At 70.5% G+C, this 11,201-nt stretch carries 15 protein-coding genes and 1 tRNA gene; 12 read left to right on the top strand and 4 right to left on the bottom strand.

Features of this window, described 5'->3' with window-relative positions; genetic code table 11:
* Nucleotides 1-179: 179 nt before the first annotated feature.
* Nucleotides 180-1,514: a nicotinate phosphoribosyltransferase gene (locus tag BBH68_RS07610; protein ID WP_065960016.1), complete on the bottom strand. Its 1,335-nt coding sequence runs from the start codon at nucleotides 1,512-1,514 to the stop codon at nucleotides 180-182.
* An 82-nt stretch (nucleotides 1,515-1,596) separates the two neighbouring features.
* Here BBH68_RS07610 and clpS point away from each other — a divergent pair, with 82 nt between their 5' ends.
* From clpS to rdgB, 12 genes are all read left to right on the top strand, one after another.
* Entirely contained in the window at nucleotides 1,597-1,908 is a 312-nt protein-coding gene (gene clpS / locus BBH68_RS07605) for an ATP-dependent Clp protease adapter ClpS (RefSeq protein WP_065960015.1), read from the top strand.
* Nucleotides 1,908-2,516, top strand: a complete 609-nt coding sequence (locus tag BBH68_RS07600; protein WP_065960012.1) for a DUF2017 domain-containing protein — start codon at nucleotides 1,908-1,910, stop codon at nucleotides 2,514-2,516. Before clpS ends, BBH68_RS07600 begins: the two co-directional genes overlap by 1 nt.
* 295 nt (nucleotides 2,517-2,811) lie before the next feature.
* On the top strand, nucleotides 2,812-4,269 hold the full coding sequence (locus BBH68_RS07595; RefSeq protein ID WP_065960010.1) for an amino acid permease: 1,458 nt from the start codon (nucleotides 2,812-2,814) through the stop codon (nucleotides 4,267-4,269).
* Nucleotides 4,270-4,374: 105 nt separating this feature from the next.
* On the top strand, nucleotides 4,375-4,812 hold the full coding sequence (locus BBH68_RS07590; protein ID WP_065960009.1) for a M67 family metallopeptidase: 438 nt from the start codon (nucleotides 4,375-4,377) through the stop codon (nucleotides 4,810-4,812).
* Nucleotides 4,813-4,960: 148 nt separating this feature from the next.
* Complete coding sequence (locus tag BBH68_RS44225; RefSeq protein ID WP_342673121.1) at nucleotides 4,961-5,074, top strand: putative leader peptide; 114 nt, start codon at nucleotides 4,961-4,963, stop codon at nucleotides 5,072-5,074.
* A 109-nt stretch (nucleotides 5,075-5,183) separates the two neighbouring features.
* The gene (locus BBH68_RS07585) at nucleotides 5,184-5,462 is read left to right on the top strand and encodes a MoaD/ThiS family protein (RefSeq protein ID WP_065960007.1); all 279 of its coding nucleotides are present in this window, start codon (nucleotides 5,184-5,186) and stop codon (nucleotides 5,460-5,462) included.
* Nucleotides 5,462-6,412, top strand: a complete 951-nt coding sequence (locus tag BBH68_RS07580; RefSeq protein WP_065960006.1) for a PLP-dependent cysteine synthase family protein — start codon at nucleotides 5,462-5,464, stop codon at nucleotides 6,410-6,412. The genes BBH68_RS07585 and BBH68_RS07580 overlap by 1 nt, the downstream gene beginning before the upstream one ends.
* Before the next feature lie 196 nt (nucleotides 6,413-6,608).
* Nucleotides 6,609-7,361, top strand: coding sequence for an MBL fold metallo-hydrolase (locus tag BBH68_RS07575; RefSeq protein WP_065960005.1), 753 nt, complete (start codon nucleotides 6,609-6,611; stop codon nucleotides 7,359-7,361).
* 195 nt (nucleotides 7,362-7,556) lie between these two features.
* Nucleotides 7,557-7,889, top strand: coding sequence for a PTS sugar transporter subunit IIB (locus BBH68_RS07570; protein ID WP_079150856.1), 333 nt, complete (start codon nucleotides 7,557-7,559; stop codon nucleotides 7,887-7,889).
* 73 nt (nucleotides 7,890-7,962) lie between these two features.
* Nucleotides 7,963-8,694: a ribonuclease PH gene (gene rph / locus BBH68_RS07565; RefSeq protein ID WP_065960002.1), complete on the top strand. Its 732-nt coding sequence runs from the start codon at nucleotides 7,963-7,965 to the stop codon at nucleotides 8,692-8,694.
* A gap of 139 nt (nucleotides 8,695-8,833) precedes the next feature.
* The gene (locus BBH68_RS07560; protein WP_065960001.1) at nucleotides 8,834-9,226 is read left to right on the top strand and encodes a hypothetical protein; all 393 of its coding nucleotides are present in this window, start codon (nucleotides 8,834-8,836) and stop codon (nucleotides 9,224-9,226) included.
* A gap of 24 nt (nucleotides 9,227-9,250) precedes the next feature.
* Nucleotides 9,251-9,853 carry an RdgB/HAM1 family non-canonical purine NTP pyrophosphatase gene (rdgB, locus tag BBH68_RS07555; RefSeq protein ID WP_065960000.1) on the top strand — a complete coding sequence of 201 codons (603 nt, stop codon included), beginning with the start codon at nucleotides 9,251-9,253 and terminating at the stop codon, nucleotides 9,851-9,853.
* A 45-nt stretch (nucleotides 9,854-9,898) separates the two neighbouring features.
* Here rdgB and BBH68_RS07550 read toward each other — a convergent pair.
* The 3 genes from BBH68_RS07550 to BBH68_RS38995 all read right to left on the bottom strand — a co-directional run bounded on the left by BBH68_RS07550 (nucleotide 9,899) and on the right by BBH68_RS38995 (nucleotide 11,129).
* Nucleotides 9,899-9,974, bottom strand: a tRNA-Leu gene (locus tag BBH68_RS07550).
* 28 nt (nucleotides 9,975-10,002) lie between these two features.
* On the bottom strand, nucleotides 10,003-10,506 hold the full coding sequence (locus BBH68_RS07545; RefSeq protein WP_065959998.1) for an HNH endonuclease signature motif containing protein: 504 nt from the start codon (nucleotides 10,504-10,506) through the stop codon (nucleotides 10,003-10,005).
* Nucleotides 10,503-11,129, bottom strand: a complete 627-nt coding sequence (locus tag BBH68_RS38995) for an HNH endonuclease signature motif containing protein (RefSeq protein ID WP_076972156.1) — start codon at nucleotides 11,127-11,129, stop codon at nucleotides 10,503-10,505. The genes BBH68_RS07545 and BBH68_RS38995 overlap by 4 nt, the downstream gene beginning before the upstream one ends.
* Between the last annotated feature and the right edge of the window lie 72 nt (nucleotides 11,130-11,201).

Here is an 11,201-nt window from a genome sequence, read left to right as displayed (position 1 = left end):
ACGCCACGCCCCCTTTGAAGACGGACCCTAGGCCCACCGCTCGGGCACGCCCCCTCGCCACCGCGAGGGCCCCGGGCTCGTCACCCGGCCCCCGCCGCTCGCTCCCGGCGCCCCCCGGCTCCGCCGCGCCAGGGGCGCCGGGGCCGAGGGAGCCGCCGGGGGCCGGTCCGGCCCGGCGGTCAGCCCACCACGTACTCCGTCGGGATGACCGCCTCGCCTCGCGAGAGCTGCGTCGCCGACAGGGGCAGCGCCGACCGCGCCGCCACGTGTCGGTCCCGCGCCGCGTCCAGCGGCTCGCGGGCCACCACCTTCCCTCCGCGCACCAGCTCGACCAGCAGCTGCCGGTCCGCGAGCCCCTCCGGAACCGGGCCGCTGCCGACGACCTCGGCTTCGGCCACGCCGTCCTCGTCCAGCCGCCGCGCGGCCCACTTGCGGCCGCCGATCGAGGTCTTCGCGCCCATGGACTTCTTCGCCACGGGGCGCAGCGGCGCGGCCGGGTCGTCGGAGCCGGCCCGGGCGACCAGCTTGTAGACCATCGAGCAGGTCGGGTGGCCGCTGCCGGTGACCAGCTGGGTGCCGACGCCGTACGCGTCCACGGGCGCGGCCGCGAGCGAGGCGATGGCGTACTCGTCGAGATCGCTGGTGACCACGATCTTGGTCTTCTTGGCGCCCAGCTCGTCGAGCTGGTGGCGCACCCGGTGGGCGAGCAGCAGCAGGTCCCCGGAGTCGATCCGCACCGCCCCCAGCTCGGTGCCCGCGACCTCGACCGCGGTGCGCACCGCCTCGACGACGTCGAAGGTGTCGACCAGGAGGGTGGTGCCGCTGCCGAGCGAGTCGACCTGCGCGGTGAAGGCGTCCCGCTCGGTGTCGTGCAGCAGGGTGAAGGCGTGCGCGCTGGTGCCCACGGTCGGGATCTTGTAGCGGAAGCCGGCGGCCAGGTCGGAGGTGGAGGAGAAGCCGCCGACGTACGCGGCGCGGGCCGAGGCGACGGCGGACAGCTCGTGGGTGCGGCGGGCGCCCATCTCGATCAGCGGGCGGCCGGCGGCGGCGACCGACATCCGGGAGGCCGCGGCGGCGACGGCGGAATCGTGGTTGAGAATGGACAGGATCACCGTCTCCAGCAGGACGGCCTCGCCGAAGCTGCCCTCGACGCGCATGATCGGCGAGCCGGGGAAGTAGACCTCGCCCTCCGGGTAGCCCCAGATGTCGCCGCGGAAGCGGTAGTCGGCGAGCCACTGGAGCGTCGCTTCGTCCACGATCCGCTGGTCGGCGAGGAAGTCGAGCACGCCGCGATCGAAGCGGAAGTTCTCCACGGCGTCCAGCACCCGGCCGGTGCCCGCGACGACGCCGTATCGTCGCCCCTCGGGGAGGCGGCGGGTGAAGACCTCGAAGACCGTGCGGCGGTCGGCGGTGCCGGCGCGCAGGGCGGCCTGCAGCATGGTCAGTTCGTACCGGTCGGTGAACAGCGCTGTCGATGGCACGTCCACCGGCAGTCCGAGGTGAGCGGTGTTCATAGACGATGATGCTACCTCCGCTACTCGTCAAAGTGACGATTTCTGGTGCCGGTTTAGGCGACGGACCATGCCGGGTGGCAGCATGGGAGGTGTGAGTGCGACACCGGTGGAGATCGAACGGCCCCAGTCCAGCGAGGCGCCCTCGGTGGTACCCGAACCCGATGTCCCGTGGGTCACCGTCGTGCACAACGACCCGGTCAACCTCATGAGCTATGTCACGTATGTCTTCCAGACCTACTTCGGCTATTCAAAGGACAAGGCGCACCGACTGATGCTGGACGTCCACCACAAGGGCCGCGCGATCGTGTCGAGCGGCACGCGCGAGGAGATGGAGCGCGACGTGCAGGCGATGCACGGGTACGGACTGTGGGCGACCCTCCAGCAGGACCGCTGATGGCGGGGCACTTCGAGCCGCTGCCCGGCGGCGGGGCCAGGCTGGCCCTGGACGAGGTGGAGATCTCCATCCTGCGCAGCCTGGCCGTGCAGCTGCTGGAGCTGATCGGGCCAGGCGCGGAGCCGGTGGAGGGGCGGGACCCGCTGGACGCGCTGTTCGCCGAGGGACCCACCAAGCCGCCCGCGGATCCGGCGCTGGCCCGGCTCTTCCCGGACGCGTACGGCGGGCCGGACCGGAAGCTGGGGGCCGAGGAGGAGGCCGCGGCGCGCGCCGCCTCGGCCGAGTTCCGCCGCTACACCGAGAACGATCTGCGGGCCCGCAAGCGCGAGGACGCCCTGGCGGTGGTGCGCGGCCTGGACGCCCTCGCGGGGGCGGACGCCGGGGCCGGCCCGGGGGTGCTGGAGCTGTCGCCCGAGCAGTCCCGGCAGTGGCTCGGGGCGCTGAACGACCTGCGGCTGGCCATCGGCACCCGGCTGGAGGTCACCGACGAGGACGACGGCGGCGAGCTGCTGCGGCTGCCGGACAGCGATCCGCGCAAGCCCATGGTGATGGCGTACTTCTGGCTCGGCGGTCTCCAGGAGACCCTCGTCGAGACCCTGATGCCCTGATCGGCGCCCTGATCAGCGATCGGCGCCCTGATCAGTGAGCGGCGTTCTGATCACTGCTCCGGGTGCCGTGGCGGCCGCCCTGGTGCCCCCGCGTTCGCCCATCTGACTGTTCGTTTAGAGGATGCTCAAGTCCGGATAACGATCGCGTCACCATGATGGGGTCTTTTGCTGCTCCGTAGGGCCTTTGTCCGCTTCTTCCTGTGGTGTGCCGCACATCGCCCCGTGTGGATCAGTGTTGCGACCGTGATAAATCTTCACGATCGCCAGCCGCCACAGGAAGAAAGGCGCAGGAACCATGACCTCAGTGCGGGTCGATCGGCCTGGAGACGACGCCGTCGGCAATGGGGCCGCGAGCAACACTTCCGAAGAGGGCTACGAACGGGGCCTCGGCAGTCGCCAGGTCCAGATGATCGCCATCGGCGGAGCCATCGGGGTCGGTCTCTTCATGAAGGCCGGGGCGAACATCGCCAAGGCCGGACCCAGCATCATCCTGATGTACGCCCTCGCCGGCGTGGTCATCTTCTTCATCATGCGGGCGCTCGGTGAGCTGCTCCTGTACCGCCCGGTCACCGGCTCCTTCTCGGAGTACGCCCGCGAGTTCCTCGGCCCGTTCTTCGGCTATGTGACCGGCTGGACGTACTGGCTGTTGTGGGTGGTCACCGGCATGGCCGAGCTCACCGCGGCCGCCATCTACATCCACTACTGGTTCCCGGACATCCCGCAGTGGGTCAGCGCCCTGGTGTTCCTGGTGGTGCTGTTCGGGGTCAACCTGATCTCGGTGAAGATCTTCGGCGAGGTCGAGTTCTGGTTCTCGATGGTCAAGGTCACCGCGATCATCGGCATGATCGTCATCGGCCTCGGCGTGCTCACCCTCGGCTTCTCCCAGGCCGGTGACACCGCCTCCGTCTCCAACCTCTGGTCCCATGGAGGCGTCTTCCCGAGCGGGATCGGCGACAGCCTGATGACCTTGCAGGGCGTGATGTTCGCCTATATCGCCGTCGAGCTGGTCGGCGTCACCGCGGGCGAGTCCGAGAACCCGGAGAAGACCCTGCCCAAGGCGATCAACACCCTGCCCTGGCGCATCCTGCTCTTCTACGTGGGCGCCCTGCTGGTCCTGCTCTCCGTGGTCAAGTGGACCGAGTTCTCGGCGGGCGAGAGCCCCTTCGTCCATGCCTTCTCGGTGATCGGCATCCCCTTCGCCGCGGGCATCGTCAACTTCGTGGTGCTCACCGCGGCCCTGTCGTCCTGCAACTCCGGCATGTACTCGACCGGCCGCATGCTGCGCGACCTGGCCGCGAACGGCGAGGCCCCGCAGGTGTTCGGCAAGCTCAGCGGCCGCAAGACCCCGGCCATCGGCATCACCCTGTCCGTCGCCCTCATGGGCATCGGCGTGGTCCTGAACTACCTGGTCCCGGAGAAGGCCTTCGAGTACGTCACCTCGGTCGCCACCGCGGCGGGCATCTGGTCCTGGTCGATGATCCTGATCAGCCACATCCGCTACCGGAGCGCCGTGCGCGCCGGCCGGCTCCCCGCCTCGTCCTTCCCGGCCCCCGGCGGCGCCGTCTTCAGCTGGGTCGCGCTGGTCTTCCTGCTCTTCGTCACCTGCCTGGTCGCCTACGACAAGGACGCCCGGGTCTCGCTGTACGTCGGCGCGGGCTGGGCCGTGTGCCTGGCCATCGGCTGGGCCGTCCTCAAGAGCCGCTCGCCGCAGGTGGCCGCCGCGGCCCGGGAGCGGGACCAGGTCGCGAAGTAGCGACGGGCTCCCTCTGGGCAGACGGGCTCCGTCTCGGCAGACAGGCTCCGTCTCGGTAGACGGGCTCCGGATCTCACGATCCGGGGCCCGTCTTATTCTTTGGCCATGCTGACCATCACGCAGGCCCTCCATGACCAGATCGTCGCGCACGCCCGCGCCGACCACCCCGACGAGGCGTGCGGCGTGATCGCCGGCCCGGCCGGCAGCGGCCGCCCCGAGCGGTTCATCCCGATGCTCAACGCGGCCCGTTCGCCCACCTTCTACGAGTTCGACTCGACCGATCTGCTCAAGCTCTACCGCGAGATGGACGACCGGGACGAGGAGCCCGTGGTCATCTACCACTCGCACACCGCCACCGAGGCCTACCCCTCCCGCACGGACATCTCCTACGCCAACGAGCCCGGCGCCCACTACGTCCTGGTCTCCACCGCGGAGTGCGGCAACGACGAGGGCCCGGTCCAGTTCCGCTCCTTCCGGATCGTGGACGGAGAGGTCACCGAGGAAGAGGTCGAGGTCGTCGAGGCGTACGGAAACGCGGGCTGAGACGGGACCGAGACGGGGCTGAGACGGGGGCCGGAACGCGGCCTGAAACGGGTACGTGCCATGCCTCCGTCTCGCATCGTGGTCGAAGACCGACCGCATCGCGGGACGCTTCTCGGAGGGCGGGGTCGGGAATCGATACGATGACTCCATGGTTTTCGATGATGTGAGCGACAAGACGCCGGGCATGCTGCTCGTCGCGCGGCTCCACGTCGACCTGTGCCGGCTCGCCAGCGCGATGTGTCCGCGCCGGGCCGCCGCCTGACCGCCGCGGAGTCACGCCCTCCGCCCGCGCGCCGCCGTGCGCACCGCACCTCCCCCCGGACGCCGTCCGGGAGGGCCCTGAAACCCCGCCCTCCGACAGGAGCCCACACATGGCCATCGAGGTCCGCATCCCGACCATCCTCCGCACCTACACCGACGGCCAGAAGGCGGTCGAGGGCAGCGGGAACACGATCGCCGAGCTCTTCGCCGACCTCGAGACCCGGCACGCCGGCATCCAGGACCGCCTGGTCCAGGACGGCGAGCTGCGCCGCTTCGTCAACGTCTACCTGAACGACGAGGACGTGCGCTTCCTCGACGGCGTGACCACCAAGCTCTCCGACGGCGACAGCGTGACCATCCTCCCGGCCGTCGCGGGCGGCGGGGTCTGATGCGGTACGACAGCCCTCTGGCGGCGGTCGGCAACACGCCGCTCGTCAGGCTGCCGCGGCTCTCGCCCTCCGGCGACGTCCGTATCTGGGCGAAGCTGGAGGACCGCAACCCCACCGGCTCGATCAAGGACCGGCCCGCGCTCCACATGATCGAGCAGGCCGAGAAGGACGGCAGGCTGACCCCGGGCTGCACCATCCTGGAGCCGACCTCCGGCAACACCGGCATCTCGCTCGCCATGGCGGCCAAGCTCAAGGGCTACCGCATCGTGTGCGTCATGCCGGAGAACACCAGCGAGGAGCGGCGCCAACTGCTCGCCATGTGGGGCGCGGAGATCATCTCCTCGCCCGCCGCCGGGGGCTCCAACACCGCCGTACGGGTCGCCAAGGAACTGAGCGCCGAGCATCCGGACTGGGTGATGCTCTACCAGTACGGCAACGCCGACAACGCGGGCGCCCACTACGCCACCACCGGCCCGGAGATCCTGGCCGACCTGCCGTCGATCACCCACTTCGTCGCCGGGCTCGGCACCACCGGCACCCTGATGGGCGTCGGCCGCTATCTGCGCGAGCACGTCCCCGGCGTGCAGATCGTCGCCGCCGAGCCCCGCTACGACGACGTCGTCTACGGCCTGCGCAACCTCGACGAGGGCTTCGTCCCCGAGCTGTACGACGAGACCGTGCTGACCAGCCGCTTCTCCGTCGGCTCCGAGGACGCGGTGGCCCGCACCCGGCAACTCCTCGCCGAGGAGGGCATCTTCGCGGGCATCTCGACGGGCGCCGCGCTGCACGCCGCGCTCGGCGTCGCCCGCAAGGCGGTGAAGGCCGGCGAGAGCGCCGACGTGGTCTTCGTGGTCGCCGACGGCGGCTGGAAGTACCTGTCGACCGGCGTCTACACCGCCGCCACCACCGAGGAGGCCATCGAGACGCTGCACGGCCAGCTCTGGGCGTAGCGGGGCGGGTGGGGCGTACCGGGGCCGCCGGGACCGCCGGGGGCCGAGTTCCCGGCCGTCCTGGTGATTCCGCCCACAACGCGGGCCTGTGGAGGAGCGACCAGGGCTTTAGCGCCTTACGCTCGGGGGCACCGCATGACCCCCGCACCCGCCCATGGCCTTCGGCATGGGGACCCCCCGAGGAGGTTCCTGCTTCATGAAGCTCACCGTCGTCGGATGCTCAGGGTCGTTCCCGTCCGCGGAATCGGCCTGCTCGAGCTACCTCGTAGAGGCCGACGGCTTCAGGCTGCTGCTCGACCTGGGCAATGGCGCCCTCGGCGAGCTGCAGCGCCACTGCGGTCTCTACGACCTCGACTCCGTGTTCCTCTCGCATCTGCACCCCGATCACTGCATCGACATGTGCGCGTACTTCGTCGCCCGCTACTACCGGCACGACGGCGGGCGCGCCGAGGCGATCCCGGTCTACGGCCCCGAGGGCACCGAGCGCCGGCTGGTCCGGGCGTATGACGACGTGCCCGACGAGAAGTGCATGCAGGAGGTCTTCGACTTCCGCACGCTGACCCCGGGCACCTTCACCCTCGGCCCCTTCACGATCCGCACCGCCCGGGTCTGCCACCCCGTGGAGGCGTTCGGCTTCCGCATCGAGCACGGCGGGCGTTCACTGGTCTACTCCGGCGACACCGGCCCCTGCGAGGCGCTGGTGGACCTCGCCCGGGGCGCCGACCTGTTCCTGTGCGAGGCGGCGTTCACGCACGGCAAGGAGGACATCCCCGAGCTGCACCTGAACGGGCGGCAGGCGGGGGAGCACGCGCGGCGGGCCGGGGTCGGCACGCTGGTGCTGACGCACATCCCGCCGTGGACGGATCCCCAGATCAACCAGCGGGACGCGCAGGCGGTCTTCGGCGGGCCGGTGGAGCTGGCGAAGGCGGGCGCGGTCTACGAGCTTTGACGGCGGCAGCCGCCGTACCTGACCAGGCCCCGGAACCGCTCGGTTCCGGGGCCTCGGCCTGTGCGACTCCTCAGCCCGGCGCTTCTCGCCCGGCACTCCTGCGCCTGGGACTCCCGAGCCATGGTGGTCTGAACCACTGGCGGAGGTCTCGGCGGCGGACATGGCCGAGCGAACCGGGCTAAACCTGGTTAACGTATGACAACCCGCTCGCCGGTATCGCCCCGGGGATCGCCCAGGGATCGCCCCAGGGCCGAGAAGCGACCCGAGCACCAGGCCGAGACAACAGGAGTGGACATGGCCAGCAAGGCTGAGAAGATCGTCGCCGGGCTCGGCGGTATCGACAACATCATCGAGGTCGAGGGCTGCATCACCCGTCTGCGCACCGAGGTCAAGGACGCCGCCCTCGTCGACGAGGCCCTGCTCAAGGCCGCCGGCGCGCACGGCGTGGTGAAGATGGGCACCGCCGTCCAGGTCGTCATCGGCACCGACGCGGACCCCGTGGCCACCGAGATCGAAGACCTCATGTGAAGCCGCTGACCTGATGTGGCCGGCCTGACCTGAGCCACTGAACCGCCCTCGGCATTGCCGATAGGCTCGACCCATGTCTCGTATCGACGGCCGCACCCCCGACCAGCTCCGCCCCGTGACCATCGAGCGCGGATGGAGCAAGCACGCCGAGGGCTCCGTCCTCGTCTCCTTCGGCGGCACCCGCGTCCTGTGCACGGCCAGCTTCACCGAGGGCGTGCCGCGCTGGCGCAAGGGCGGCGGCGAGGGCTGGGTCACCGCCGAGTACGCCATGCTGCCGCGCGCCACCAACACCCGCGGCGACCGCGAGTCCGTCCGCGGCAAGATCGGCGGCCGTACGCACGAGATCTCCCGCCTCATCGGCCGCTCGCTGCGCGCCGTCATCGACTTCAAGGCCCTCGGCGAGAACACCGTCGTCCTGGACTGCGACGTGCTCCAGGCCGACGGCGGCACCCGCACCGCGGCCATCACCGGTGCGTACGTGGCCCTCGCCGACGCCATCACCTGGGGCCAGGGCAAGAAGCTCATCAAGGCCGGCCGCCAGCCGCTGACCGGGACCGTCTCGGCCGTCAGCGTCGGCATCGTCGGCGGCGTCCCGCTGCTCGACCTGTGCTACGAGGAGGACGTGCGCGCCGAGACCGACATGAACGTCGTCTGCACGGGCGACGGGCGCTTCGTCGAGGTCCAGGGCACGGCCGAGGGCGAGCCCTTCGCGCGCGAGGAGCTCAACGGGCTGCTGGACCTGGCCGTCGCGGGCTGCGGGGAACTGGCCGAGATCCAGCGGGCGGCGCTCGCCGGCGAGCTCTGACCCGCGCCGGGCAGCGCCACCGGGCAACGCCGCCGAGCAACCCTCGGCCGCCTGTTGGCGTGTAGTCAGGTACGGAAACCGGGGGCGGGCGCGCGCGAAGGCGGGCGCCCGCACCGCCACCAGGGGAGGGGACCCGTCCATGGCGCCGCGCCACCACCGCCGTACGACCGCGCTCGCCGCGCTCACCGCCGTCGTCCTCGCCGTGCCGCTCACGGCCGGCTGCGGCGCGGTCGAGAAGGCCATCGACTGCGCGCAGCTCGCCGTGGACATCTCCACCGACGTGGACAACCTCCAGGACGCCGTGACCGGCGCCGCGGTCGACCCGCAGGACGCCGACAACCTGCTCGACGCCCTCGACAAGGACATCGACAAGATCAAGGACAAGACCGACAACGCGGATGTCGGCAAGGCCGTCGACCACCTCCAAACGGCGGTGGACAACGTCCAGACCGCCATCGACAAGGGCCAGGACCCCGACCTCGGCCCCGTCACGGACGCGGCGGGCGAGCTGACCAAGGTCTGCAGCCCCTGACGGCACCGTCGATAATCGACACCCATGAAGCGCCTGATCCTCGCCACCCGCAACACCTACAAGATCACCGAGCTGCGCTCGATCCTGAGCGACGCCGGTCTCGACGTCGAACTCGTGGGCGCCGACGCGTATCCGGAGGCCCCCGACGTCAAGGAGACGGGGGTGACCTTCGCCGAGAACGCCCTCCTCAAGGCCCACGCCCTGGCCCGGGCCACCGGCCACCCCGCCGTCGCCGACGACTCCGGGCTGTGCGTCGACGTCCTCGGCGGCGCCCCCGGCATCTTCTCGGCCCGCTGGTCGGGCCGCCACGGCGACGACCGGGCCAACTTGGAGCTGCTGCTCGCCCAACTCGCCGACGTCCCCGACGAACACCGCGCCGCCCACTTCGAATGCGCGGCCGCCCTCGCCCTCCCCGACGGCACCGAACGCGTCGTCACCGGCCGCCTCCCCGGCACCCTCCGCCGCGACCCCGTCGGCGGCGGGGGCTTCGGCTACGACCCGATCCTCCAGCCCGACGGCGAGACCCGCACCTGCGCCGAGCTGACCCCGGAGGAGAAGAACGCGATCAGCCACCGGGGCAAGGCGTTTCGGGCGCTCGCGCCGGTGGTGCGGGATCTGCTGGGGTGAGTGAGACGAAGGCGCGGCAGCCGTCTGGTGCCGCGCCTTCCGCGGTGGGCCCGGTGGGACTCGAACCCACGACACACCGGACCTAAACCGGCGCCCTCTTGGCCAGCTGGGGTACGGGCCCGCCACGCGTGAGTCTACTGTGTGTCGAATCACTGACGCCAAGGGGCGGTGCGCTGGCGTCCGCGGCCCGAAAATGTCCTGGTCTGACTGTGGCAGGAAGGGCAGAGATATCGCAGGTTCTCGAGGCGGTTGTCCCACCGATCCCCGTTGATGTGGTCGATCTCCAGGACGAGGCGTCGGCCCTGCCAGGTGTCACCCGTCCCGCACTCGCCGCAGACTCGAGGCACGGCACTCTCCGCGAGCGCGCGCCTCAGCTGTGAGCTTTTCGTCCGCGCGGCCCCAGGTTCGAGCTTCCGGAGGATCGCGGCGGCGGACTTGCGATGGGGAGAAAGGCGGCCGCCCTGGTGGCCCTGTCCGATGAAGTGGGCGGTCGAGATCCCGTACGAGGCGATGCTCCGCTGCACCAGAGCACGGCTCGCGCCCCCGTTGGGGAGCTCCAGAGCGCGCAATACCCCGGCCACGCTGTACGACTCGGCGACGGCCCTCAGCAGTTCGTCCCGAGGAAGTGGCCGCTTCGTGCCACGCCGACTCATGCCGCGCCCCGTCGCTTGCGACCGCGGTACGTGTCTGTCACCGCATGGCAGTTGGGGCACAGGAGCCTCAAGTTCTCCGGGCGGTTGTCCCACCAGTTGCCGTTGATGTGGTCGACCTCGTGGCGCAGCGGCTTGCCGTTCCATTCCCGGCCCGTGCCGCACAACGCACACACTTCCGGAACGTCACGATGGATGAGTTCTTTACGCAGCCGTTCGCCGGGGATTCTTCCGTCCGACGGTGAGCCCAGAACCAGACGATCCCTCAAGCGCCTCCTAGGACGTTTGGGGGATGTCGCCGAAAAGTGCGATATGTCGAGGTCGAGGGCGGCGATGCGGCGGCCGATGTGCGCCTGATTGCCGCCCACGGGCCTGATCCCCAGACGGCGGACGACCTCGGCCACGCTGGTGGAACACGCGACGACTTCGCGGAGTCGCGACTCGCTGTGGCGCACCGGCGGCGTGCGGAGATGCGAGGCGTCGATGCCCGCCTCGGCAAATTTGCGGCGGAGGTAGCTTCTGCTGCCGACAGTCGGCTTGCCCCCGGATCGCCGTATGGCTTCATCGATGGTCTTCGAGGTGCGCGCGACTTCCGAGAGCAGCTCGGGCGTATATCTGATGCGCATGGTTCCCCTCCCTGTGCGACCACACGTAGCACCATCGCACTGAGTAACGAACCCGCTGCCCAGAAGTCACGC

Source organism: Streptomyces sparsogenes, from assembly GCF_001704635.1.
In the GTDB taxonomy this organism is placed as follows: domain Bacteria; phylum Actinomycetota; class Actinomycetes; order Streptomycetales; family Streptomycetaceae; genus Streptomyces; species Streptomyces sparsogenes.
The sequence above is the reverse complement of the archived record's forward strand: the minus strand, read 5'-3'. Positions and strand labels throughout refer to the sequence as shown.

What these genes read in the sequence shown, in the direction of transcription:
- BBH68_RS07585 (WP_065960007.1), top strand. Translation starts at nt 5,184, where the DNA reads ATGGCCATCGAGGTCCGCATCCCGACCATCCTCCGCACCTACACCGAC.
- BBH68_RS07570 (WP_079150856.1), top strand. Translation starts at nt 7,557, where the DNA reads ATGACAACCCGCTCGCCGGTATCGCCCCGGGGATCGCCCAGGGATCGC.
- BBH68_RS07610 (WP_065960016.1), bottom strand. Translation starts at nt 1,514, where the DNA reads ATGAACACCGCTCACCTCGGACTGCCGGTGGACGTGCCATCGACAGCG.
- BBH68_RS07600 (WP_065960012.1), top strand. Translation starts at nt 1,908, where the DNA reads ATGGCGGGGCACTTCGAGCCGCTGCCCGGCGGCGGGGCCAGGCTGGCC.
- rph (WP_065960002.1), top strand. Translation starts at nt 7,963, where the DNA reads ATGTCTCGTATCGACGGCCGCACCCCCGACCAGCTCCGCCCCGTGACC.
- BBH68_RS44225 (WP_342673121.1), top strand. Translation starts at nt 4,961, where the DNA reads ATGGTTTTCGATGATGTGAGCGACAAGACGCCGGGCATGCTGCTCGTC.
- BBH68_RS07575 (WP_065960005.1), top strand. Translation starts at nt 6,609, where the DNA reads ATGAAGCTCACCGTCGTCGGATGCTCAGGGTCGTTCCCGTCCGCGGAA.
- rdgB (WP_065960000.1), top strand. Translation starts at nt 9,251, where the DNA reads ATGAAGCGCCTGATCCTCGCCACCCGCAACACCTACAAGATCACCGAG.
- BBH68_RS07545 (WP_065959998.1), bottom strand. Translation starts at nt 10,506, where the DNA reads ATGAGTCGGCGTGGCACGAAGCGGCCACTTCCTCGGGACGAACTGCTG.
- clpS (WP_065960015.1), top strand. Translation starts at nt 1,597, where the DNA reads ATGGGAGGTGTGAGTGCGACACCGGTGGAGATCGAACGGCCCCAGTCC.
- BBH68_RS38995 (WP_076972156.1), bottom strand. Translation starts at nt 11,129, where the DNA reads ATGCGCATCAGATATACGCCCGAGCTGCTCTCGGAAGTCGCGCGCACC.
- BBH68_RS07590 (WP_065960009.1), top strand. Translation starts at nt 4,375, where the DNA reads ATGCTGACCATCACGCAGGCCCTCCATGACCAGATCGTCGCGCACGCC.
- BBH68_RS07595 (WP_065960010.1), top strand. Translation starts at nt 2,812, where the DNA reads ATGACCTCAGTGCGGGTCGATCGGCCTGGAGACGACGCCGTCGGCAAT.
- BBH68_RS07560 (WP_065960001.1), top strand. Translation starts at nt 8,834, where the DNA reads ATGGCGCCGCGCCACCACCGCCGTACGACCGCGCTCGCCGCGCTCACC.
- BBH68_RS07580 (WP_065960006.1), top strand. Translation starts at nt 5,462, where the DNA reads ATGCGGTACGACAGCCCTCTGGCGGCGGTCGGCAACACGCCGCTCGTC.